22 protein-coding genes are annotated in these 24,189 nt (G+C 61.7%); 3 read left to right on the forward strand and 19 right to left on the reverse strand.

The genetic code is table 11. From position 1 onward, the window contains the following. Positions 1 to 12 precede the first annotated feature (12 nt). From U5805_RS09450 to U5805_RS09465, 4 genes are all read right to left on the reverse strand, one after another. The gene (locus U5805_RS09450) at positions 13 to 360 is read right to left on the reverse strand and encodes a response regulator (RefSeq protein ID WP_322103207.1); all 348 of its coding nucleotides are present in this window, start codon (positions 358 to 360) and stop codon (positions 13 to 15) included. Between the two features lie 75 nt (positions 361 to 435). Continuing rightward, positions 436 to 825 (reverse strand): response regulator, encoded by a 390-nt coding sequence (locus U5805_RS09455; protein ID WP_322103208.1) that lies wholly within the window; start codon positions 823 to 825, stop codon positions 436 to 438. Between the two features lie 9 nt (positions 826 to 834). Next, positions 835 to 2,283 (reverse strand): ATPase domain-containing protein, encoded by a 1,449-nt coding sequence (locus tag U5805_RS09460; RefSeq protein WP_322103209.1) that lies wholly within the window; start codon positions 2,281 to 2,283, stop codon positions 835 to 837. A gap of 293 nt (positions 2,284 to 2,576) precedes the next feature. After that, positions 2,577 to 3,443: a formate/nitrite transporter family protein gene (locus U5805_RS09465; RefSeq protein WP_322103210.1), complete on the reverse strand. Its 867-nt coding sequence runs from the start codon at positions 3,441 to 3,443 to the stop codon at positions 2,577 to 2,579. Between the two features lie 675 nt (positions 3,444 to 4,118). Between U5805_RS09465 and U5805_RS09470 the strand changes: the two genes are divergently transcribed. Further along, entirely contained in the window at positions 4,119 to 4,397 is a 279-nt protein-coding gene (locus tag U5805_RS09470) for a DUF2934 domain-containing protein (protein ID WP_322103211.1), read from the forward strand. 1,863 nt (positions 4,398 to 6,260) lie between these two features. Here U5805_RS09470 and U5805_RS31775 read toward each other — a convergent pair. From U5805_RS31775 to U5805_RS09495, 5 genes are all read right to left on the reverse strand, one after another. Next, positions 6,261 to 6,455 carry a hypothetical protein gene (locus tag U5805_RS31775; protein WP_415914566.1) on the reverse strand — a complete coding sequence of 65 codons (195 nt, stop codon included), beginning with the start codon at positions 6,453 to 6,455 and terminating at the stop codon, positions 6,261 to 6,263. 365 nt (positions 6,456 to 6,820) lie between these two features. Further along, a complete protein-coding gene (locus U5805_RS09480; RefSeq protein ID WP_322103212.1) occupies positions 6,821 to 7,774 on the reverse strand; it encodes a dimethyl sulfoxide reductase anchor subunit family protein in 954 nt (317 codons plus the stop codon). 48 nt (positions 7,775 to 7,822) lie between these two features. Then, the gene (locus U5805_RS09485) at positions 7,823 to 8,566 is read right to left on the reverse strand and encodes a 4Fe-4S dicluster domain-containing protein (protein WP_322103213.1); all 744 of its coding nucleotides are present in this window, start codon (positions 8,564 to 8,566) and stop codon (positions 7,823 to 7,825) included. Positions 8,567 to 8,580: 14 nt separating this feature from the next. Next, positions 8,581 to 11,502 carry a molybdopterin oxidoreductase family protein gene (locus tag U5805_RS09490; protein ID WP_322103214.1) on the reverse strand — a complete coding sequence of 974 codons (2,922 nt, stop codon included), beginning with the start codon at positions 11,500 to 11,502 and terminating at the stop codon, positions 8,581 to 8,583. A gap of 181 nt (positions 11,503 to 11,683) precedes the next feature. Then, on the reverse strand, positions 11,684 to 13,336 hold the full coding sequence (locus tag U5805_RS09495) for a thiamine pyrophosphate-binding protein (protein WP_322103215.1): 1,653 nt from the start codon (positions 13,334 to 13,336) through the stop codon (positions 11,684 to 11,686). A 506-nt stretch (positions 13,337 to 13,842) separates the two neighbouring features. On the opposite strand from U5805_RS09495, the gene U5805_RS09500 reads away from it, so the two are divergent. Further along, positions 13,843 to 14,277 (forward strand): tripartite tricarboxylate transporter TctB family protein, encoded by a 435-nt coding sequence (locus U5805_RS09500; protein ID WP_322103356.1) that lies wholly within the window; start codon positions 13,843 to 13,845, stop codon positions 14,275 to 14,277. A gap of 8 nt (positions 14,278 to 14,285) precedes the next feature. Further along, positions 14,286 to 15,845, forward strand: coding sequence for a tripartite tricarboxylate transporter permease (locus U5805_RS09505; RefSeq protein ID WP_322103357.1), 1,560 nt, complete (start codon positions 14,286 to 14,288; stop codon positions 15,843 to 15,845). A gap of 158 nt (positions 15,846 to 16,003) precedes the next feature. Here the strand turns inward: U5805_RS09505 and U5805_RS09510 are convergent, their stop codons facing one another. From U5805_RS09510 to U5805_RS09555, 10 genes are all read right to left on the reverse strand, one after another. After that, entirely contained in the window at positions 16,004 to 16,303 is a 300-nt protein-coding gene (locus tag U5805_RS09510; RefSeq protein ID WP_322103216.1) for a hypothetical protein, read from the reverse strand. A 129-nt stretch (positions 16,304 to 16,432) separates the two neighbouring features. Continuing rightward, positions 16,433 to 17,428 carry a tripartite tricarboxylate transporter substrate binding protein gene (locus U5805_RS09515; RefSeq protein ID WP_322103217.1) on the reverse strand — a complete coding sequence of 332 codons (996 nt, stop codon included), beginning with the start codon at positions 17,426 to 17,428 and terminating at the stop codon, positions 16,433 to 16,435. Between the two features lie 113 nt (positions 17,429 to 17,541). Further along, positions 17,542 to 19,269: an L-aspartate oxidase gene (locus tag U5805_RS09520; protein ID WP_322103218.1), complete on the reverse strand. Its 1,728-nt coding sequence runs from the start codon at positions 19,267 to 19,269 to the stop codon at positions 17,542 to 17,544. Then, complete coding sequence (locus U5805_RS09525) at positions 19,266 to 19,880, reverse strand: fumarate hydratase C-terminal domain-containing protein (RefSeq protein WP_322103219.1); 615 nt, start codon at positions 19,878 to 19,880, stop codon at positions 19,266 to 19,268. The genes U5805_RS09520 and U5805_RS09525 overlap by 4 nt, the downstream gene beginning before the upstream one ends. Position 19,881: 1 nt before the next feature. After that, the gene (locus tag U5805_RS09530; RefSeq protein WP_322103220.1) at positions 19,882 to 20,757 is read right to left on the reverse strand and encodes a fumarate hydratase; all 876 of its coding nucleotides are present in this window, start codon (positions 20,755 to 20,757) and stop codon (positions 19,882 to 19,884) included. Between the two features lie 106 nt (positions 20,758 to 20,863). Beyond that, the gene (locus U5805_RS09535; RefSeq protein ID WP_322103221.1) at positions 20,864 to 21,217 is read right to left on the reverse strand and encodes a succinate dehydrogenase; all 354 of its coding nucleotides are present in this window, start codon (positions 21,215 to 21,217) and stop codon (positions 20,864 to 20,866) included. Beyond that, positions 21,217 to 21,564 carry a succinate dehydrogenase gene (locus tag U5805_RS09540; protein ID WP_322103222.1) on the reverse strand — a complete coding sequence of 116 codons (348 nt, stop codon included), beginning with the start codon at positions 21,562 to 21,564 and terminating at the stop codon, positions 21,217 to 21,219. Before U5805_RS09540 ends, U5805_RS09535 begins: the two co-directional genes overlap by 1 nt. Then, positions 21,564 to 22,322 (reverse strand): succinate dehydrogenase/fumarate reductase iron-sulfur subunit, encoded by a 759-nt coding sequence (locus tag U5805_RS09545; protein WP_322103223.1) that lies wholly within the window; start codon positions 22,320 to 22,322, stop codon positions 21,564 to 21,566. The genes U5805_RS09540 and U5805_RS09545 overlap by 1 nt, the downstream gene beginning before the upstream one ends. A 72-nt stretch (positions 22,323 to 22,394) precedes the next feature. Then, the gene (dctA, locus tag U5805_RS09550) at positions 22,395 to 23,669 is read right to left on the reverse strand and encodes a C4-dicarboxylate transporter DctA (RefSeq protein WP_322103224.1); all 1,275 of its coding nucleotides are present in this window, start codon (positions 23,667 to 23,669) and stop codon (positions 22,395 to 22,397) included. A gap of 189 nt (positions 23,670 to 23,858) precedes the next feature. Beyond that, complete coding sequence (locus U5805_RS09555; RefSeq protein WP_322103225.1) at positions 23,859 to 24,140, reverse strand: UxaA family hydrolase; 282 nt, start codon at positions 24,138 to 24,140, stop codon at positions 23,859 to 23,861. Positions 24,141 to 24,189 lie beyond the last annotated feature (49 nt).

Below are 24,189 nucleotides of genomic sequence, written 5' to 3' on the forward strand. Positions count from 1 at the left end.
CATAATGGCTGTCTAGCCGCGAATCAATCGTTCCGCGGTTGCGAGAAAAGTCTCCATGTGGGCAGGCTTTCTCAGCGCGGCGTCCCACAGTTCCGTCGGTCCAACCCGGGCGGACGTATGGAGGAGGATGGGTATGTGCCTCCACGCCGGATTGTCACGCAACGCGCGGCAGAGATCCTTGCCGCCCATGACCGGCATCATCAGGTCGGTAACGACCAGATCGGGAATGTGGATCGTCACGAGATTCAATGCTTCCGCGCCGTTTCGCGCACAGTCCACCTGATACCCGGCATAGGCAAGTGCGAAACTCCACGCTTCCAGAACCTCAGGCTCGTCATCTACTAAAAGGACACGTCTCATGGCTCGACCGGAAAGCGAATACGTCAACGGAGCCCGGCTTCAGGCGACGCTGCCCGCCTCCCCTGGATTGCGTGCTCAAGGAGCACCGGCGTTCGTACCCGCGGCGGACCGACCTACCAACTGCGCCACGAGTTCCAATAAACGATCAGGAGGACAGGGCTTGCGCACAATGGCATCAAAAAGCGGGCGCTCCTCAAGCTTTACAGGATCGCGCGCGGAACTGCACAAAATAACAGGCAGATGGCGCAACCCGTCATCATTGCGAATGGCTTTCGCAAGCGCCAGACCCGACATGACCGGCATCATGAGATCCGTGATGACGAGCGCCGGGCGCTGACGATGGATCAGGCTGATCGCCTCCCTACCGTTGAACGCGGTATGAATCTCGTAACCGGCGCCGCCCAGGATAAACGACAAAACCTCTGTCACAAGCGACTCGTCGTCGACGACAACAAGGGTAGTCATACTGTTGACTCACCGCTGGTCATCGTCTGCCTTGGAACCGTAGCGCGAAGCTTCCGTCGCCAGCAGGGTTCCTATGACGCGCAAACCGCCGGCCGGGTCTATTCTCACCTCGGCCACCGACGTGTCGTAATCACTGTCTCTCACCTTGAGGACGGTGACGCTGCGTTTGAGCACGCCGTCCTCCCTCACATGTTCGAGAGCGATAACGTTGTCGATCTGGCTCAGAATTTCAGGCGAAGGGTTGGTGATCCACGGCCCCGAAAGCTCCTTGACCTCCCACGTGCAGACGGTCGTCACGCCCGCGCCACGCAGCTCGTTCGTGAGCGCCGCGAAAAATTCGACCATCCGGTGCGGAATGACGGTCGCGCGCTCGAATCCGGCCAGGCCGTCGATGAACACGCGCTCGGCGCGGGTTTCCCGCACGGCCTTGAGCAAGTCGTAGGCGAGCTTGTCGAGCAGGTTTTCCGTGAGAGGACGCCACATCACGGTAACGGCCCGCGATTCCACCAGCGCCCGCAAGTCGATGCCCAAGGCTTTCGCCTTGTGGTGAAGGCGTTCCGGCGTCTCGTAGAACCCGAAATGAATGGCGGGCCGCTGGGGCGTGGCGGGATGCAGGAAACCCAGACCGAACGTGGTCTTGCCGCTGCCCGCAGGCCCCACGAGGACCGAAACGGAGCTGCCGGGAAGCCCTCCGCCCATGCGCGAGTCCAGCCCGTCCACGCCCGTGGTCACGCGGTCGGCGCTGGCCCGGTCGGTGGTGGTGGGAACGGCGCAGGCGGCTTCCAGACGCGGATAGATCTCGATCCCGCGGTCGGTGATCTCATAGGCGTGCAGGCCGCCCAATGCGCGGCTGCCGCGCGACTTCGCGACCCGGATGTGCCGCACGGTTCGCGACTCGAAAAGGCTTTCCTCGAGCTGAAGCACGCCGTCCACCATGGTGTGCTCCGGGCTCGATCCGTCGGTATGCGCGCTCGTGAGAAAGAGCACCGTGCATCCCGTGAACGCGGCATGCCCCTGCAACTCCGCCACGAATGTCTTGACGTCGAGATTGCTTTGGCCGCTTTCCCGCGCATTGAGTAACCCGTCGAGTACCAGAATGCTGGCCTGATGGCGCAGCAATTCGCTGCGCAGCATGGCGACGAGCGCGCTCAAACCCTCTTCGCGAAGCGTGCGAAAGAGGCTCAGATACGTAAGATCCTTGCTGACTCGAGCATCGTCGAAAAAATCGAGCGTCGAGAGCGACTGGAACAGACGGTCATGAGACTCGGCGAGCAGCGTGACATACAGGACTTTTCGTCCCTGCCTCGCTTGCGCGAACGCGATCTGGTTCGCGAGGATGGTCTTACCCGCACCGGGATGCCCCTGAATGATGTACGAAGAACCGGCGATCAATCCGCCGCCGGTTATCCTGTCGAGTCCAGGAACATCGCTGGAGAGTCGCGCGAGCGTCTTTTCCATTGCTTGAATCCATAGTAAAAAAGTTTGGTGCAAAAAGACGCTTCCGGTCGGACCGCGCTCCCGGTCGATCTTTTTGCCCGTTGCTGCCAGACCGAAGTCTACCCGAATCCCCGGGCGTTTCCGCCCCCGTACCCGAGAATTGGCTCGCATTCGCCGGCATGGCAGCACGGCTACGGTCCCTTTTTCACGTTCATGGCGCTTCGGCACGCCATCAATGGGTTGGCGGATGCCTTGCAGGTCGTCGCGCTGTGCCACGATGCCGACCACGAAGGCGACTTACCGCCCGAGCTTCTTCACTGCTGGCCCCGCATCTCGGGCGAGATCGAGGCGTGGTTCAGCAAGCCGACGAGCGCAATGCCGCCGATTACGTTGCCAAGCAGCGTGGGCGCGAGGAATCGCAGCAGATAGCCCTGCGCGTCGGCCAGGCCACGCAAAACCAGATAGGCGGCCTCGACAGAACCGGCGATGACGTGCGAAAGCCCGCAGATTGCCACCACATAGGTGAGCACGGCAATAATCAGCAGCGCGGCCGAACGTGCGTTCGGCAACAGCCAGACCATCAGCGCGATCAGCCAGCCGGCGAGCGTCGCCTTGAGCGTCGTCGTGACGAAATTCGAACCGTACGCGCCGCGACCGATATGTTCCAGCATCGGCGCGAGCGCCTCCGTATAGGCCGTCGGCGCGGCGAGCAGACCGGCGAACATCCACGTGCCGGCGAGATTGGCGACGAGGACGATCAACCACAGCCGCAGCGCGGCCGCCGCCGTGCGCAAGTCGCGCCGCGTAAGCACCGGCAATACGACGGTCAGCGTGCTTTCGGTGAACAATTGCTGGCGGCCGAGCACGACGATGACGAACCCCACACAATAGCCAGCCGCGCCGATCAGCGTGACGCCGCTCTCACCCGGCGTGACCTTGCTTTGCAGCACCGCTTGCGTGAGAAACGAAAAACCCATCGAAAGCCCGGCGGCCAGCGCGGACCAGAGCAGCGCGGACGGCTTGCGCGCCAACGCGGCTTCGCCCTCCTCGCGCACGATCTCGTGAATGACGAGCGCGCGCGGCGTGGCGTGCGCGGAGGCCTGATCGCGCTCCTTCTCGTCGAGATGCGGAGAAGCGTGCCCCGCTGCCTGCTCGTCATTGCCGTCCGGTCTGCTTGCCATGATTCGTATCCGCTCCCTTAATCGACGCTACCGCGCGCGGCTGGGCTGCCGCAACGCGGCCTCGGCGGCGGCTCGTCCATCGGCCGAGTGCAGGTCGAAGTCGATCAACCGTTCAAGCGCGCCCGGAAGTGGCGACATATCGAAGAGGCTGGCGTCAGCGGGATCGCTCGCGCAAACGACGTTCCGCACGACGGCTTTGCGGCGCCGTGCGCGAACTGGACCTCGCTGTGCATATCGCGACCGAGCCGAACCGCTCGCACCTGCTGGCCGTGAAGGGAAACACCGTTGTCATCCTGCCTCGACCGCACGCGACGCCCTCCTGCTCGCGCCGTAGCCACGGTATCCGGTTATCGCTCGCCTAAAGCGCCGATATAACGGAATCCTAAACAAAACGATGTGAAACATGACGCTTACCGCAGTGGTATGCCACGACCATTCATCATCCCGATTGCGTATCGACGTATCCGCTTTTCGGCCGCCCCACGAACGGCGCGGCCGGTCGCTGTTCGAGCGCGGGCTGCTCGTGTGCCACTGCCTGCGCGTAATGCCGGAGTTCCGGGTGCTCGCGCCGGAGCGCCTGAGTTAGTGAACGTTCAAAGAGCCGTTGGAAACGTCCTCAAGGCCGCCACAGCGGAACGAGGATTGCGAGGGGTCGGCTATTTCACGGAGGAAAAGATGGCAACCAAGCGACAAAGGCCGGAAATGGCCGATAGCGAATCCGAAGAGAAAATCGACGATGCCGTGGAGGCAACTTTCCCCGCCAGCGATCCGCCGGCACATGGCGGGGCCACGAGAATCGAAGGCGAACCCGCCTCCGTTGGGGACGACCAGGAGGAGCGCATCAGGAAACGCGCGTACGAGCTATGGCAGGCTGCGGGCGCGCCCGACGATCACACCGACGAATTCTGGCTCCAGGCGGAGTCGGAAGTCCGGCGCGACCGCAGCGAGTCCTGAACGCCAGTCCCGCGCAAAACAGGCCGCCGTAGTGCGGCCAAACGCCTTCGCGGTTTCATTCATCCCGGTTACGACCACGCAATCGCCAGCTTTGAATGTGGAGTTGTCGTGTCCGGCCTCGACCGCTTCGCCTATACACGCTCGTGCCCGCGATGTCGCCGTGCTTCATGGTCGGCATGAAACCATCGTAAAGAAGGCATGGCAAGAACATCGGCTCGACCATCGAGATTCATCGTGCTTTCGATTAACTTGCGCGGACGCCGCACAACGCCGCTTCTGGCACGTCGTTGGGCGGCATTGAGCATCGTTAATTACCTTGGTCGCAGCGTAAAACAAAAAAAAGCCCGCCGAAGCGGGCTGAAGACACACGCCGTTCGCTCAGGGAGCGTGCCGACGACATACAAAAAGCGAAACACGTTAGCAATTCGCGAACCTGACAAGCATCGAAAGCCAAACTGAGTATAGTGAACGCGCACTGGACGATGGCTGTACGTTAATGCTGGCTTTCGGACAGCATGGACGCTTGGATTTGCGAACGTTGCGCCCGTTTCGCCCATATGTATGGAACAAACTTCCGCTATTCGAGGCGAAGCCGCTCTATAGCGCAAAAACGACCGGTTTCGAATTGTGGGCGACAGCGTGTTATTAACAAATCGCTTGCATGATTCGTTGCCAAGCCGCGGGCCTTACCGGCATTGCTTGAAATACTCGATGCGTTCGACCCGACGGACTTGGCGTTCGCCGGAAACGCATCAATCGACAGATAACATCATCGCGCTCGGCTTACGTCACTATGGCGTCAGCGCCATTCCTTTCTCGCGAGAAGGCTCACCCCCGTGCTGCGGAAGTTGCGTTCCTCGCCTCACACAGCATTGGCGCTTGGCGTCATCTCGATGCGCTGCATCTCAAGCGCGCTAGTAATGTGTCTCTCGGCGCTTTGGTTATCTGGGAGCCGCAAGACGAAAAAACGCGGCTGCCGGAACCGGCAACCGCGTTGGGAAGTGCCCTGAGAAGAAACGTCCCTCAGGAGATACGAGGGACACGCCAAGTATAGATACCGACAAAGCCGGGATGCCGTACGAAACACCGCCATTTCGCCCGCCCGGCCACGCCCGACAACTTGCGCCTTGAACAACGCTTGAATAACAACAGCACCGAACGAAAGGCACCTACGGATAAAGATGCTCCACGAGCACCGTTTCGGCTAACTGTTGTTCAAGGAGCGTATGCGCAAGCATATGCATATTGTTCGCACCCGATGTCGAGACGCAGAGATCAAGGGATCGATGACTTTGCTGCCGCGCGCCGCCAACCACGCGAGCGTCGTTCTCACGCAGAGTGCGATGCACGCCCGCGATATCCCGCGCTTCGGTAAGGTGAATCGTCAGACGCGTCAACATGATTGACCGGGAAGAGAGTGAAGATTCGATCAGTGGATTAAGATGCGGCGCGCGGTTTGCCGTGGGTTGGAATGGCGCGTTACTTCATGACGTTAAGCGCATCGTGCGTGCCGAAGAATCCGGGAGTCGCTTTCTTAGTGATCCTTTATATTTCACCGGGTGCTGCGGTCCGTGAGTCGGCGAGGCTTCGAATGCGGAATGTTCTTGCGCGAGTCATGGCGCGGCCACTCAAGCAGAAAACGAATGTGGATTTACGACAGTAGCCGAATTTCGCGAACCGGCCGCGCGGGCGATATTTTTCTTTTCTTTACCGGGGCGCAAATGCACTCAGCCGTTCTATGAAATTGCGGACATTGGGGCAGCGAATGAGATGAACCAACCGTCAAACACAAGTGCCGCAATAAAGGCGTTAAACGCGGGCCGGAGCGCTCGACACTCCAGCCCGCTTCTTCGAACGACGCGATCAGTCTTGCTGTTGTTCGGGCCTGGTTTCGGAGAGATCGTCCTCGCGCACTTCGGCCGGGCGAACAGTCGTTCCGTCCTCGCCGGTCTCGGACACGTCCGTTTCGAACGTATCGTCTGCTTCGCTTCCCGGCGTTTGCTGCTTGCCAACTTCATCGGGTTGCGCCGAAGGGGTCGTATCGTCGTGGGTTGCCATGATTTGCTCCAGAAATAAATCGATGCTCAGGAATGGGTCCCGAGCGCCAATGGCGTGGCCGGTGTCGTTTGCTCTACGGGTTCCAGCAGATCGTCCTTCGAGCGTCGAGCGAGCGCCATCCTCAAGGGACTTTGGCGCATCGCTGAACTGGCGAATGCGGTTTCGCTGGAACACTCCGACGACGTCACTCAACTGACCTTCGGGATTCCCCTTTCACGCAAGCACCGTGCCGCAAGCGGTCGACCGTGCATCGCCGGCAAGATGCCTTCATGGCCGCGCCGCAGGCGCTGCAAGCGCGATTCCAGACTGGAAGTGCGGACCGGCAGAACGCCGGCCACGCGGACGCAAATCGCGTCCCGACAGCCCTACGATTTCTGGTAGTAAAGATTCTGAGGGTGCCGTGCTTCGGCGAAAAAATACCAGCGTTCCGCCACGAGTCCGGCGTACTGCACGATAGCCGCTGCGCAAAAAAGCGCGAGCGAAGCGCCGACAGACGGCAGACTTGCGCCGAGCATCACAAGGCAAAAGGGCGCGAGGAAGCCGGCCAGAAGAAATGACCACTTGATGCGGTTGAGGGTCCGCTGCGTCCTGCCGTGAAAGAACTCGCGCAGGTTGAAGGCTCCCGCCGTGAACCCGCGCGACTTCTGTTCGACCCGTTGCGCGCGTATGCCCGTGGCGGTTTGAACGGTCGATTTCGGACGAAGGCGGCCATTACGCGTGAGCGAGGCGATGCGCGACACGCAGCCCGCCAGCGTCAAGCCCGCCGCGCTCACGGCCAGCGGCACGGCCATGGACGGCGCGAACGCCGCCGCGCATGCCGTCGCGAGCGTGAAACCCGATGCGCAGCCGAGCAGCACGAAATTGACCAACGTCAGCGGCGTCGCCCATTCCTGAAGAAAGCGCAGGCATGCGTAAATCATGCCCGTGCAAACGAACAGCGCCATGCTGGCCACCACCGCCACGCCTCCGATAGCCAGTGTGTGCGAGACGCCGAAAAAATGCGCCAGCCCGTAGGCAAAGGTACACGCGAGAAACGCGGGCAGGCAAAGACATTCGCGCGACAGCCATGACGTGCGCCACATGGCAATGGCCCGCCACGCACGCTCGGGATGACCGAGATGAAAAAACGACGCGACCAGCCCCAAGGTTCCGAGCGCACAGGCGAGCCCGGAGCCGACGACATAGAACAGCGCAGGCACTGAGGCGGCGTCGCCGAAACCGAGCCGCAAGACCAGTTCGACGCCCACGAGTGCGAGCAGCAGTCCCTGGCCCGCGCCGCTGAGCGTCGTCAGGAATACTACTGAAAAAGCCGGATTCATGCCGTTCTCCGTTTGCTCTGGATTCGATCAGCGAAAATGCAGCGCCGCTCAAACGCGCGTGGCGATCGACGCCAGATTGAGCGCGCCGTGTTCGAGCTGGGTTTCGAGCGCAGCGCGCGGTTCGCCTTGCTCGTCTTGTGCGGTATTGCACGAACACGCGCCCCCGCCGCACGATGTCACGGTTTGGCGCGGCAAATAGTGATTCGACGGGCGCGTGCCCCATTCCGGCATCAACTGATAACCGCCGCGCTCGCGGATCGCCTGCGAAACGACCGAATCGGGATCGTGAATGTCGCCGAACAAGCGCGCCGAGGTCGGGCACGCCAGCACGCAAGCGGGCTTGCGGTCGCGCTCGGGCAGCGCTTCGTTATGAATGCGATCCGAGCAGAGCGTGCATTTGGTCATTTCCTTGCGCGCTTCGTCGATTTCGCGCGCGCCGTAGGGGCATGCCCACGCGCAATATTTGCAGCCGATGCAGCGATCGTAATCGACCAGCACCAGGCCGTCTTCCTTTCGCTTGTAGCTTGCCCCGGTCGGACACACCGGCACGCAGGGCGGGTCTTCGCAGTGCAGGCAGGACTTCGGAAAATGAATGGTGTCGGCAAGCGGAAATTCACCGGCTTCGAAAGTCTGCACGCGGTTGAAGAACGTGCCGGAAGGATCGGCGTCATACGGACGAAAGTCGGCGAGACCGCCCGCTTCTCCCGATGTGTTCCATTCCTTGCAGCTCGTCACGCAGGCATGGCATCCCACGCAGACATTCAGATCGATCACGAGCGCCATCTGGGTCATAACGTGCTCTCCCGTTACTTGCTTCTGGCCGTTTTCGCGAGACGCGCGGCGAACTCGCCGCGCCCGGCGAAATAGGTCTGCACGACGCGATGAATCAGCCCCGTCGCGCCCGGCAATGTCGGCATGGGCGCGAACTGCGGCAGCGTGTGGTTCGCGTCGGCTTCCGCCGGATAGACGCGCACCCGCACGTCGTACCAGGCCGCCTGCCCCGTCACCGGATCGGAGTTCGAGGTGCGCGCGTGATCCGCGCCCTGGCCCAGAATCTCGTCCGCGATCAGATGGTTCAGCAAAAAGCCGCGTTGCGACTCGTTGGCTTCGGCTCCGAGATTCCACGCACCCGCCGACTTGCCGATGGCGTTCCACGTCCATACGGTGCCCGGCTCGACGGCCTCGCTATAACGCGCCATGCAGCGCACCTTGCCCCATTGCGATTCGAGGTAGATCCAGCCTCCGTCGGCAATGCCTTCGGCACTTGCGGTACGCGGATTCATGTACAGATAGTTTTCGCCGTGAATTTGCCGCAACCAGGCGTTTTGCGAGTCCCACGAGTGATACATGGCCATGGGCCGCTGCGTCACGGCCGCCAGCGGAAAGCGCGCATGATCGGTCGTCTCGTGTTCGAGCGGCGCATACCAGAACGGCAAGGGATCGAAGTAGCGGTCGATGCGCGCGCGCAGATGCTCGGGCGGTTGCCTGCCCCGCGTCTTGCCCTGCGCGGCGAGCCGGAACTTCTGCATCACGTCGGAGTAAAGCGCGATGACGATCGGCTCGCTGAATTTGCGGAATCCGTTTTCAACGGCGAACTCCAGATACGGACCATTGCAGTTGCGCATGTACTGCATCGTCTCGGGCAGCGTGTAGTGATAAACGCAGTTGTGCTTCGCGTACGCTTCCCATTGCCGCGGGTTCGCTTCGCCGACCAGCGCCTTGTCGCCGTTCTTGCCGCGCCATCCGATCAAAAAGCCGACGCCGGAGTCCGGCGCCGTTTGATGATTGACGATGAAGTCCGGATAGTCGCGATATTTGCGCGCGCCTTCGGGCGTCGTGAACGCCGGCAGCTTCAGGCGGCCGGCCAGTTCGACGAGCACTTCCTGAAACGGCTTGCACTCGCCCGTGGGCGGCACGACCGGCACGCGCACCGAATCGACCGGACCGTCGAATTCCGAAATCGGCCGATCGAGCATCGACATCGCATCGTGCCGTTCGAGGTACGTGGTGTCGGGCAGGATCAGGTCGGCGAACGCGGTCATCTCCGACTGAAAGGCATCGCACACGACGATGAACGGAATCTTGTACTCGCCGTTCTCGTGTTTGTCCGCGAGCATCTTGCGAACCTCCACCGTGTTCATCGACGAATTCCAGGCCATGTTGGCCATGAAAATCAGCAGCGTGTCGATGGGATACGGATCGCCGCGCCAGGCGTTGGTGATGACGCTGTGCATGAGGCCGTGAACGGCGAGCGGATACTCCCACGAGAACGCCTTGTCGATGCGCACGGGGTCGCCGTTGTCGTGGACGAAGAGATCCTCGGGACCGGCGGGCCAGCCGAGCGGCCCGTTGGTCAGCGGCGTGTTGGGCTTCACGTCGTCGGGATGATTCGGCGGTTTGGCCGAAGGCGGCACCGCGCGCGGATACGGCGACTTGTGCCGAAAGCCGCCGGGCCGGTCGATCGTGCCCAGCAACGACATCAACACCGCCAGCGCGCGAATGGTCTGGAAGCCGTTCGAGTGGCCCGCGAGCCCGCGCATGGCGTGAAAGGCGATGGGCGCGCCGGTAACGGTGTCGTGGGTTTCGCCCCACGAGTCGGCCCATCGAATCGGCAGCGTGATCTTCTGATCGCGGGCGACGTCGGCCATTTCACGCGCGAGGCGCCGGATCGTTGCGGCCGGAATGCCGGTGATGTCCGCCGCCCAATCCGGCGTGCAAGCCGCAACCTGCTCGCGCAACAAGGCAAACGACGGCGCGACGGCCGTGCCGTCCGCCAGCGTATAGCGCCCCTCGAGCGCGGGACGCGCGCCCGGCGTGTGATGCAGCACTTCCTTCTGGCTTGCGGTGTCCCACCAGAGATGATTCTGCGGGAACAGCGCATTGCGTTCCGCGGCGTTTTCGTCGCGCACGAATAAGCCGTACGTGTCGCTGTCCTCGCGAACGTCGAGCAGTTCGCCCGCGTTCGTATAGCGTTCGACAAACTCGCGGTCGTACGCGTCGTGCGCGATCAATTCGTGCATCAGCGCCATGAACAGCGCGCCGTCCGTGCCTGGGCGGATCGGCACCCATTCGTCGGCAATCGCGGCATAGCCGGTGCGCACCGGATTGATCGCGATGAAGCGGCCGCCCGCGCGCTTGAACTTCGAAATGGCGATCTTGAGCGGATTCGAATGATGATCTTCCGCAGTGCCTATCATGAAGAAAAGTTTCGCGCGGTCCAGATCGGGGCCGCCGAATTCCCAGAACGAACCGCCCATCGTGTAGATCATGCCCGCCGCCATGTTGACGGAGCAAAAGCCGCCGTGCGCCGCATAATTAGGTGTGCCGAACTGTTTGGCGAACAGGCCGGTCAACGCCTGCATCTGGTCGCGGCCCGTGAAAAGCGCGAACTGCTTCGGGTCGGTGGCACGAAGATGCGCAAGCCGCTTTTCGAGCACCTCGAACGCAACGTCCCAGGAAACGGGTTCGAACTGCGCGGCGCCGCGCAACGCATCCGGCTTACGCATCAGCGGCTGCGTGAGGCGCGCGGGCGAATACTGCTTCATGATGCCCGACGAACCCTTCGCGCAGATCACGCCCTGGTTGAGCGGATGTTCCGGGTTGCCGTCGATGTAGCGCACTTCTGTGCCGCGCAGATGCACGCGAATGCCGCATCGGCACGCGCACATGTAGCAGGTCGTCGTTTTGACTTCGAGCTTTTCGTCCTGTGTGCGGGGCGTATGTTCCATGAGTCCTCCCTATGCGCTTGCGCGGCGAGCGATAGTGAGCATCCTATTCAGGCATCGCACACAAGAAAACTCGCAATTGGCGATCTAAATCATCGGCCCGGACGATACTTGCGTCGCGCGCAACCCGGCCCGCGCCCAATGCGAGCCGTGGGCGATCTGAAAGCCCGGACCGGGCGCGCCGTCAAACTGTTTTGCGTTTGAAGGACGGCGCGGCCACGCCTTCGATCATGACGTTCACGCAAGCCGGCAGCTTCGCGCGCTGCGCGGCCTGGGCCTGCTCCATGGCGTCCTTCATCGCTTCGGCGTGCTCGACGAGCGCACCGACGCCGCCGAATGCTTCGGCGACACGATCGTAGCGCGCAGGCAGCAACTCGCAGCCGATCAATCGCTCCGGGCCGTAATTGCGCAACTGGATCTGATATTCGGCGTTCCAGCGAGCATCGTTGCCCACGACCGCGACAAACGGCAGGCCATACCGAACGGCCGTATCCATTTCCGCCGCGTGAAAGCCGAACGTGCCGTCGCCCATCGCGGCAACGACGGGCGAATCGGGATACGCGATCCGGGCCGCCAGCGCGAACGGCAGCGCCGCGCCGATAGCGCCCGCAACGCCGTTGATAACCCGATGGCGCGCACGCAGGCACGCTTGCGCCCATTGACCGAACTCGCCGCCGTCGGATATGAAAACGGCGTCGGGGTGACTGTCGAGCAAGGCCTGGAACGGCGCGAGCGCCTGAACGGGATGCACGTGTTTTTCGACCGGCGACGATGCGCTGCCCCACGGCTCGGGCCGCCAGGCAATAGCGCCTCGTACTTCGTCGGCCCACGATGCGTCGCACCGGCTTTCACCGTCACGGCAGGCCTCGGCCAGCGCTTCGAGCGCCGCGAAACTGTCCGCCACCGCGCTTCCCGCCAGGCGCTTGCCGACAGCGCGCCGCGTGCGCGCGATCTCCTGCGGCTCCGGGTCAATCTGCAAAACCTGGCAGTCCGGAGCAAATGCGGGCGCTTGCCCGAACGCGAGCGTGAAATCCATGCGCTTACCCAGCAGCATGACGCAATCGGCCTGCGAAAGCATTTCAGCGAACGCACCCAGCGCCGGATCGTTGATTCCGCGCGGACTCTCCATGCCGATCACGGGGATGCCGGCCGCAGCCTCGAACGCTTCGGTTCGCCGGCGTCCCGCCTCGCTCATGCACGCAGGGCCAACGAGGATCAACGGCCGCGAGGCTTGCATCAGGCTCGCGGCGAAGCTTGCGGCCGTTGCAGCATCCAGACGCTGCACGGCAGGCAAGAAGCGTTCGGCGCCCAGTTCCTCGGGAACGAGCGAGCGGGCTTCCAGCACGTCCACCGGAAGGCTCACATGAACCGGCCCGGGCCGCCCCGAATGCGCCGCGCGCACCGCATGCACGATTTCGTCGACGAGCGTTTGCGAATGCTGCACGGTCATCGAAAGCTTGACCAGCGGCGCCGCTACATCGGCCTGGCGCATTTCCTGAAACGCCCCCATGCCCAACTGGTTAAGCGGCGCATGTCCGCTGAGCAGCAAAACCGGCGATTCCGCCATCTGCGCCGTATAGAGCGCCGAAACCGCGTTGGCGTGGCCCGGGCCGCCCGTGACCAACGCCACGCCAAGCTTGCCGGTCAAGCGCGCATAAGCGTCCGCCATATGCACGGCCGCCGCTTCGTGACGCGTATGGAACAGCTCGATTCCCGCTCCGACGCAGGCGTCGAACACCGGCATGATGTGGTTGCCCGAGAGCGTGAAGATATGCTTCACCCCCGCTTTCGACAGCGCTTTAACGAGCGCATCGGCGCCGCGGCGTGCATCTGACATTGCGATATCTCCTGTTCAGAACGTTTTGAATGCTGCAATTCGACGGTAGCGAGTGGATTATTCGCGCCCCGCCTCGCCGTGCAAAGTGAGTAATTCTTGAAGTGAACGAAAGGTTCTCTTCCTCTCGCCGCCAACGAACGGCAGCACCCATGTTTTCCCTGATGGCGAATCGAAGGCTAACACACTACATTTAACTCATACAGATGAGTTGTATGACTTTGTCTCCCACAGCGCGCCATCGAGCCGGTCGTGCCCGCCGCATCCCAGCCCGGTTGCGCCATTCGACCGGCGTTTGATCAGTATCGATCGGCATTGGGTCGCTGGTGCCGTGGTTCGCTCGACCCTGCCGCCCCTGGAGCGCTGCCGGATCTCGCCATGCCGATCTCACGCGCCGGGCAGCGCTGCGGATGCCAGTCGCTGACGCTCGATCACACTCGCTCACACGGCGGAGGTATGCGTTGAATTTCAGACTTGCTTTCAGCCGGGACTACTACGCGGGCGCGCTGATGGTGGTGATCGGCATGAGCGCCGTGTACGCCGGCATGTCCTATGACGTGGGCACGCTCACCAGCATGGGCGCCGGATTCTTTCCCGTGGCCGTGGGGGCGCTGCTCGCGGTGGTCGGCATCCTGATCGCCCTCGCGGCAAGGGATCTTCCCAAACCCGCCTCGAACAGCGGCGACACCGCCGACGCGCATTCCCGTCTGCCAGACTTGCGTGGCGCCGTTTGCATCATTGCCGGCACGCTGGCCTTCATTCTGATCGGCAAGTACGGCGGCCTGATTCCCGCCACCTTCGCCATCGTCTTCATCTCCGCACTCGGGGACCGGACCAACACCGTGTTTCGCGCAGCCGCGTTGTCGATCGTCATGTGCGCGATCGCCCTCGTTGTCTTCTCATGGGCGCTAAAACTCCAACTGGCGCCATTTGCCTGGGGATAGTGAGCAACATGATCGAACAATCCTTGCACGACCTCTTTTACGGCTTCTCGGTTGCGCTTCAGGGCACCAACCTGATCTGGTCGTTCTTCGGCGTTCTCGTAGGCAACATGGTGGGCGTGCTGCCTGGCATGGGCGCGTTGTCGGCGATATCCATCCTGCTGCCGCTGACCTATGTCATGCACCCCGTGCCGGCGATACTCATGCTCGCCGGCATTTTTTACGGCTCGCAATACGGCGGCGCGATCGGGGCCATTCTGCTCAATCTTCCTTCTCACCCGCCGCATGCGATCACCTGCCTGGACGGCTATCCCATGGCAAAAGCCGGCCGGGGCGGCGCGGCGCTCGGCATCACCATGCTGAGTTCGTTCTTCGCGGCCTCGACCGGCATTGTCCTGATGATTTTCGCTTCGCCCTTGCTCACGGCAATGGCATTCAAGTTCGGCCCGGCGGAGATATTCTCCGTCATGCTATTGGGCCTGCTGGCGGGCTCGACCATGTCCAGAGGCTCCGCGCTCAAGGGCGTTGCCATGACGCTGTTCGGCCTGCTGTGCGGCATGGCCGGCACCGACGTCAATACCGGCATGTTCCGCTTCACGTTCGGCCTGACCGACATGAACGACGGGCTCGAACTGGTCGCCATTGCCATGGGCCTGTTCGGCGTGGCCGACTTCCTTTGCAACGTCAACCGGATGCAGGTTTCGAGCAAGTCGCTCAACGTGCGCCTGAAAGACATGCGGCCGACCCGCGCGGAACTCAAAGCCACCTTTTGGCCCATGACACGCGGAACCGCAGTGGGCGCGCTGTTCGGCGCCATGCCGGGAACCGGCCCCACCATTACGACGTTCGTCGCGTACGCGCTCGAACGCAAGCTCTCCAGGCACCCCGAAACATTCGGAACGGGCGTGATTGCCGGCGTTGCCGCGCCCGAGGCGTCGTCGCATTCGAAAACTCAAGTCGACTTCATCCCGACGATGAGCCTTGGCATACCCGGCGATCCGGTGATGGCGCTGATTCTCGGCGCGCTCATTATTCAAGGCATTACGCCCGGCCCGCAGTTGATTTCGGAACACCCCGATATTTTTTGGGGACTTATTGCGAGTTTCTGGATCGGCAATATTCTTCTCGTCCTGCTCAATGTTCCGATGATAGGCATGTGGGTCAAATTACTCCGATTGCCTTATCGCTATCTTTATCCTTCCGCGATGTTCTTCATTGCCGTGGGCGTGTTCAGCACCCAGAACAGTCTCTTCGAAGTGTGGCAAGTGCTGGCATTCGGCTTGATCGGCACGGTTTTCAGTTATCTGGGCTTTTCCGTCGCGCCAATTCTGCTGGGCTTCGTGCTCGGCCCCATGATCGAGGAAAATTTCCGCCGCGCCCTTCTCATTTCTCACGGCAACATGTCGATCTTCATCGACCGGCCAATCAGTTGCGGATTTCTCGTTGCGTCGCTGTTGCTTGTCGTGATGGTCGTGTTTTCGGCGCAGCGGCACCGTCGCCGGGCCAACAAGACGAAGCGCGTATCGGCGGCGGCCACGCGGACCGAAATGCCCACGACGAGCAGCGACTGAATCGGGAGATCGAAAGCGCCGCCCGTCAGTTCGCAGCCGGGCGGCATGGGGCATCCCGTCGTCGGGTTTCCGCAGGATTGCGAAGGAATGTGTTGTAACGGCCCCCACGGCATCGGCAAATTCAATACCCACGCACGGCAACGCGAGTACAATACGGGTTAATACTTAATTGATAACCCGAGTCTCAAGTGAATACGCCCTTGTCTCCCGTCCGCACTTCCTTCGACACGTTCCAACGCATTCAACGTCAAATCGCAGCCGCAGGCCGCTGGCTGCTCGAACTTCACGACGACGTTAGAGATTTGAAAGCCACGGTCGAAAGCCGCGCAAAGCGGGGCTAACTCGCCCGATGGCCGCATTGGCAATGCGGCCCTTAAAGTCGATTTAAAGCGCGCTTTAAAAGCCGCTTCGAAATCCGGCTCATCAATTGAAAAGGAAAAGCCCGCCAGGATAGACATCCTGGCGGGCTTTATCGCTTCAACCGTCAATCGTCGCAAGCCTCAATCGTCGAAAATCGGACTGGCGCGCCGCGCTCGTACTCTCCGCGCGCCCTCCGGTCGGGCGGGTCCGCCGGGTCGCCCGGCTTATCAATTCGCGCTGATATGACTGGCGCTCACGATCTTTTGCCATTTCGCCGATTCGGCGGCAATCTTGCCTTGAAGCTGCTGGGGCGTGTCGCCCACGGGGTCCATGCCGAGCACGGCCAGCCGCTGACGGGTGTCCGGTTGCGAAAGCACCTTCACGGTGTCTTGCTGAATCTTGCTGATGACGTTCGCCGGTGTTCCAGCCGGCGCCACGAGCGCGAACCAGCCCGTTACGTTGAAGCCGGGCAACCCCGCTTCACTCACCGTGGGAATAGCCGGCCACGCACTGGACCGATGGTCGCCGGTCACGGCCAGCACCTTGATGGTCTTGCCCTTCATGAATGGGACGGCCGCGGCGATATTCGGCAGCACGACCTGCACGCGGTCGGCCATCAGATCGTTCAGCGCCAGCACCTCGCCTTTATACGGTACGTGAACCATCGGAATGCCCGCCGCGCCCGCGAAGGCTTCGTCGGCCATATGAACCTGGCTGCCAATGCCCGCTGAGCCGAAATTCAACTTCGGATGCTGCGTTTTGCCATAGGCGATCAGTTCCTTGACGTTCGCAACCGGCAGCGAAGGCGCAACGGCAACGACCATCGGATTGCTCGCCACCGTGGTGATATAGCTGAAGTCCTTGGCCGTATAAGGGAGCTTCTTGTAGATGAACTGATTGACGGTGAACATGCTGCCCGAGGCCAGCATCAATGTGTAGCCGTCGGGAGCCGACTTCGCCTCCACTTCGGCCGCGATCATGCCGCCGGCGCCCGGGCGATTGTCGACCACGACGGACTGCTTCCACAGCGTTCCCAAGCCCTGACCAAGCGCGCGCGCCAGCACGTCGGTCGAACCGCCCGCCGAAAAAGGCACGATGAGCCGGATCGGTTGCGAAGGCCATGCGTCCTCTGCATTGGCATTCGACGGTGCTTGCAGGACTGCGGAAACGGCGGCGGCGAGCACGAATCCGCGCCGGATCGTGCGAACGAATTTGCGGGTCATTGCGTTGTCTCCATTGAAATCGTGTCATTCGGCACTGAAACAACCCGAATCGGAACGAGCCGGGTTGGACCACGAGCGCCGCGTGCAACTGCCTGGCGTCCGCGGCAGCGTCACTACGCCATGTGCTCGGCGAGAATCGTCTCTCCGGGCCGCACCCGGTTAAATGTCACTGGCTCTTGTGCGATCTCGACCGCGCCCGCTCCTTTGCGGATTGTCGTGAACGCGGAGCTTTCCAGTGCGCCGGCCTCGGGAAAGTCCTCCCTGAAATGCGCGCCGCGCGAGTTCTCGCGGGCCAGCGCCGCCTCGGCGATGATCTGACTGACGGCAATCAGGTTTTTCAGGTTCAGCCAATCGTGCCACTGCGCGTTGAATGCGCGGTCGCCGTCCACGACTCCGGTCGTCAGCAACTGCGCCGCGAGATCGTTCAACGTCGCGCGCGCGCGCAGTAATCCGTCGCGGCCGCGAATAATGCCGACGTTCGTCCACATGCATTCGTAGAGCGATTCCCGAATCGTCTCCAGGCCCTTTCCGCGGTTCGAAAACGGCATTTCCGCTTCCTCGATCGCACTGTCGACGGCACGCGGATCGGGCTCGCGAAATCGTCCTTGCCCGATCACCCACTTCGCCATGCTGTCTCCGGCGATTCCGCCAAATACCGTGGAATTCGCCACACCGTTGCCGCCCAGCCGATTGGCGCCATGCACGCCGCCCGTGTCCTCGCCCGCGGCAAACAAGCCGCTTAACGCGGTGCTACAGTCGGTGTCGAACATGACGCCGCCCATCATGTAATGCGCGGTCGGCACCACTTCGACCAGGCCGCCCGCAAGATCGAAGCCGCAGTCCGCGCAGCGCTCCACCATGCCCTTGAACTGCTTGCGAACCTTGTCGGGACCGAGGTGGCTCATCTGAATGTAGACGCCGCCGTTCGGCGAGGTGCGGCCTGCGCGCATTTCCGCATAAATGCCACGCGAAACGATGTCGCGCGTCGCCCGTTCGCCGCGCTTGTCGTAACGCTCCATGAAGCGGTCTTTCGCGCCGTTCAGCAAATAGCCGCCCGCACCGCGCAGTCCTTCCTCCAGCACCGTGCCGGTCATTCGCGTGTGATTGCCGGCCAGCAGACCCGTAGGATGAAACTGGACCATTTCCATATCGCGTAGCGTGAGCCCGGCCCGCAGCGCCATCGCCAGCCCATCGCAGCTTTTGTCGCCGGAGGGCGTATGGAACTTGTACATGGTGGGTCCGCCGCCGGTCGCGAGCAGCACCGCTTGCGCCTGCACGAAGACGAACCTGCCCGTTCGCATGTCGATCATGAGCACGCCGGCCAGATGCCCGCCGTCGGCGGTCTTGATCAGCTCGATCGCGCGATGCTCCTCCAGGCGACGGATGCCGCGACTCCACACCTGCTCGGACAACCGGTTGATGATCTCGATGCCGGTCAGGTCGCCCTTATGCACCGTTCGATCGAACGTCTGTCCCGCGAACGCTTTCTGATGAATCGACCCGTCCGGGTTGCGATCGAAAAAACAGCCAAGCTCATTCTCGAGTTCGCGAACCCGCTCGACCGCCGTGCTCACGAGCGTCCAGGCGAGGTCCTGGTTCGACAGCCATTTGCTCCCCTCGATCGTGTCCATGAAATGACGCTCGACCGAATCGCCGGGAGCCAGCGCCACGTTGTAGCCGCCCTGCACCATGCGCGTGCAGCCGCATTTTCCGAGCAGCCCTTTCACCGCGACGGTGATCGAAAGTTCCGGCGCCGCCTTGTGCGCATGAAGCGCGGCGAAGAGGCCGGCGCCGCCCGATCCCAGAATCAGGATGTCCGTCTGAACGCGCTCGATCTTCATTTCATCTGTACTCCCAGGCTTTCGAGCACGGCGGCGCGGCGCGTTGCGGTGTCGCTCCTGATCTCGTCATAAAGGCTCGCGCCGTAGCTGTCCATGGCCACGAGCAACGGGCCAAAACCCTTGATGCGGAATTTCCAGAGCGACTCGGGATTCAGGTCGTCCAGATCGACGGCTTCGATTTTCTCGATCCACGTCGTTTCCAGCGCCGCCGTGCCGCCGATGATGGCCAGATACACGCCGCCCAGTTCCTCGAACGCCGACTTCGAGGCCTCGCGCAAGCCGCCTTTTCCGACGATCATGCGCACGCCATATTGCTGCATCAGCGGGCGCGTGAATCGCTCCATGCGGTCCGACGTCGTGGTGCCGATGCAGATCGGCTGATATCCGGCGGGACATTCGTCACTCGGCGCGACCTTGCGCACGTTGGGCGCCGTGTGAATCACCGCGTGTCCGCGAAGATCGAATTGGGTCGTGCGCCCTTTGTCGAAAAGATGAATCTGCGTCGCGTCGCGAATGCCGAAAAGCGTCTGATGCAGAGTCACCGTGTCGTTGACTCGTAGGTTGCGAATTTGCGACTCGTCGACGGGCATGTAAAGGTCGTAGTGAGCCATGTCAGAACCCGTAAGTGATGCCGCCCGGCGTGAGCCGCGCCCTGGCGCGCCGCGCGGAATGGCATTGCATGTTGACCGCGATGGGATTCATCGTGATGTGCGTCGACGCAAGCTCGATATGCACGGCAAACGCCGTACTGTCCCCGCCCAATCCCTGTGGCCCCACGCCCAGGCGGTTCACCGCGTCGGACAGTTCGCGCTCCAGCGCCGCGCCTTGCGGGTCGGCGCAGACCGTTCCGAGCGCGCGCGTCGCGGCGCGCTTGGCGAGCGCGACGGAAAGGTCGGACGTGCCGCCAAGTCCAACGCCCACGATCGTCGGCGGACACGTTTTGCCTCCGGCGCCCACCACGCAGTCGACGACGAACATCTTGATCGCGTCGATACCCTCGGCAGGCACGGCCATCTTCAGAAACGAGTTGTTCTCCGAGCCGCTGCCCTTCGGCACCATCTCGATGGTCGCGGTCTCGTTCTCGTCCGTGAAATCGACGTGAATGACGGGAACTTCGATACCGCATGACGTGTGATTGTTCTTGCGCGTGAGCGGATGCACCACCGACGAACGCAGCGGGTGCTCGCGCGTCGCGCGCTCGCAGCCCGTTCGTATGGCCGCCTTCAGTTCGAAGCCGTCGAACTCCACATTCCGGCCCAGCAGGACGTTGTAAATCGGAATGCCCGTATCCTGGCAAAGCAGGTTCTCCGTTGCTTCGGCTACGCGGATATTGGTCTGCATCGTCGACAAAACCTGCTGCGCCACCGGCGACGTTTCGCTGGCGGAGAGTTTTTCTATGCCTTCCTTCACATCGGGCGGAAGCAACTTGAGCGCGCGGATATAGAGCGCTTTCGAAGCCTCCTCGACAACTTCCAGGTCGAGTTTCATGGTCGTCTGTTCCAGATCGTTACTACGAATTGCGGGGGATTTTTTCCGTGCCGATATTCCGGTCGATATTCCGGCCAATTATCAGATAAATAATCAGGAAGCCGAATCAATGAATCAATGCGAGCAGGAATGCGAGGCCAGTGCAGGTACTCGCCCCCAAACCGAAGGCAAGCCAGTTTTTCCTCAAGCCGCCCCAAGGCAGGAATTCGATCAGCAAGAGCCGAATGCCGCCCATCAGATGAAGCGACAGGAGCACCACGAGTCCCCACTCGCCGAACCGGAACATGGGCTGATCGGTCGCGCGAAGAAAGCCGTCGAGCGCGGCTACGCCCTTGATGGCATGGCCCAGGGCCCAGAAGTGAACCGGTAAAAACAAGGCCAGCCCGATCCCGGACAGTCGATGCACGAGGAAGGCCCACCAGGCAGGATGCGTGCGGGCGCGGTAGTCGTTCTTTCGCATCAAAATACGACTCCATAAACGGCTCGCAACCCCATTACCGCAAGGGCCGCCGAGCAGGCAAAACACGCCAGTTGAGCGGACTTTCCGCGCCAATGCAGCCATTCCTCCGAAATTCTTAGTAGACCGATAGGCACATGGACCGCGCAAGCAATCACGAATAACGTGTAGAAAACGCCGAACACCAGGTTGCCGCGCGTGCGCCCGAGAATGCCCGCTGCGCTAAGCCCGCCATGAACGGCGTAAATGATCACGCCAAGGTGAACGAACACACAAAGCGCGAGCACCATCGCGCTCATGCGCTGCCAGTACCAAAGACGCGCTTGCGTGCGAAGCGACATGCCCTGCATCACAAGTCTCCTTCGCGCGCGGCTTTCATCGTCATGCGCTTGAGACCCGCAATACCGGCCGTGGGCGAAAGATGTTTAGGACACCGTTCCGTGCAGGTCGCCTGCGTATGGCACGAGTGACATCCCGCGTCGCCCGCCACCGCGCGCAGGCGTTCACGCGTTTGCGTGTCGCGTTCGTCGTTGACGAGCGTCCATGCGCGATTCAACGCCGCCGGCCCGAGATAGTCGGGACGCCACGTCACGACGTCGCAGGACGAGTAGCACACGCCGCAACCGATGCACTCGATTCCGGCGTCGGCCGCCTTTCGTTGCGCGCTGTCGGGGCTCACGTTCGCGAAGTCGTCGTGACGCGTGCGCTCGCCGGAGAATTGGCCTTTCGCGCGGCTCCATTTGTCGAAGAAGGCGCTCATGTCGGTCACGAGGTCCTTGATGACGGGAAGGTTCGAGAGCGGCGCGATCTCCAGTTCGTCGTTCACGGCGACTTTCGACACGTGCGTGCGGCACGTCCAGCGCGCCTTGCCGTTGACGTTCATCGCGCACGATCCGCACATACCGACGCGGCAGGCGAACCGGTAAGCGAGATCGGGCTGCAACTGCCGTTGAATGAGCGTCACGACGTCCAGCACCGTTTGACTTTCGTAACGCGGCACGTCGAAGGCGGCAAGCCCTCGCGTGGCGCTCCTCCATACTCTGACTCGAAGTGTGTCGTTATTCACAATGCCTCTCGAATAGTGGCTGACGCGATGAACCAAACCCATTTCATGAAGCCATTGTTCACCAGGTCGCCATCAAGAAAAATCGAGTAATTCTGGCGTTCAGACAAAGATTTACTATGCCTCGCCCGGCACGCGGCGAAGCTTGAGCACCGCGGCCATCTGCACGTTGTCGCGCTCCTTCTCGAGTCCGGAAATCACGAGTGTGGCCACGGCGTTGCCAATCATGTTGGTCACCGCCCGAACTTCGGAAATGAAACGGTCCACGCCAAGAATCAGCGCGGCGCCCTCAATGGGTATCTGCTTGAACGCCGTGAGCGTGGCGAGCAACGTGACGAATCCCGCGCCCGAAACCCCCGCTGCGCCTTTCGAGCTGATCATGGAAAGCACCATCAGGCCGATCTGGTCGCCCCACGAAAGCGGGACGTTATACGCCTGGGCAATGAACAGCGCGCAAATCACCTGGGCCACGCAAGTACCGTCCAGGTTGAAGGAATAGCCCATCGGCATCACGATGCCGACTACCTGCTTCGGGCAACCCATGCCTTCGAGCTTGCGGATCAACTGGGGGAATACCGACTCGGAGGACGTGGTGGCTAGAACCAGAAGAATTTCGCCCTTCAGATGATTGAGCAGACGGAGCAGCCTGAACCCGCTCATGCGGCAGATGGTGCCGAGCACGACAACGAGAAAGAAAATCGTCGCGACATAGATCGTGACGAGCAGCATGCCGAGCGAGTTCAGCGCGGCAACACCGTATTTCCCCACCGCGAAGCCCATTGCACCCAAAGCGCCCAGCGGCGCGAGCTTCATGATGAAACCCACGATCTTGAATAACACCTCGGACACGGCGTCGAAGAACGTCAACACTGGCTTGCCTTTCTCACCGACATAGGACAGGCCCACGGCGAACAGGCAAGCGATCACGACGATCTGAAGCATGTCGCCCGAAGCAAAAGGGCTCAAAAAACTCGACGGAATAATGTGGAGAAAAAAGCCCGTTAGGCCGCCGTCATGATGCACTTCCGTCTGATACTGCGCCAACGCGTGAACATCGGCGGTGCCGGGCTGGATGTTCATCCCTTCGCCGGGAGCGAATACGTTGACGATCAACAGGCCCAGCAGCAGCGCCATCGTCGTCACCACCTCGAAATAGACGAGCGTCTTTCCCGCGATTCTTCCGAGCGTGCGCATCTCGCCGATCTGCGAAGCGCCACATACGATCGTGGTGAAAATCAGCGGCGGCGTGATCATTTTGATCAGACGAATGAACGCGTCGGAGAGCGGCTTGAGGGATTGGGCAAAGGCCGGAAAAAAGTGGCCGAGCGCGATGCCGATCACAATGGCGATCAGCACCTGAACGTAGATGTGCTTGCAGATACGACGCAACATGGGGTGTCTCCTTGGTCTCGCTTCGGGCCGCGTTCGCGCGGCGCGAAAGAGAGCGATGCCGGGCCGCGCAGACCCAGCTCCCAGACCCGTTGTCAACGGCGTGGCGTCGCCTCTATCGGGCGAAAATTCCACGCCGTCCCGGTCGTTCGGTCGCGCCTTCAAACCCGACCGAACGTCTCGATCGGCGCGCTACCAGCGCTTCGTCTTGATGTTGTGAACGTGAGCGTGATCGCCCGCCTTGATGGGCACGATCACCTTGCCGATATCGACGCCGTATTTGTAGACCGTGTCGCCCACTGCCATATCCTTGAGCGCCACCTTGTGACCGATCGGAATGTCTTGCTGGGCCACGATCTCCACGAGCGTGTCGTCGTTCATGATCCAGGCATTCAACGCCACGCCGGCCTTGATGCCCTCCACCACCGCAACGCCGACCGTATCTTCGTGTTCATGCAATACCGCGTGAATCATCGTCTTCTCCTTGTTTAACGGGAATCGAAACGAACGCGCGCGTTTCGCG

This window comes from Paraburkholderia sp. J41, assembly GCF_905220235.1.
Lineage (GTDB): Bacteria > Pseudomonadota > Gammaproteobacteria > Burkholderiales > Burkholderiaceae > Paraburkholderia.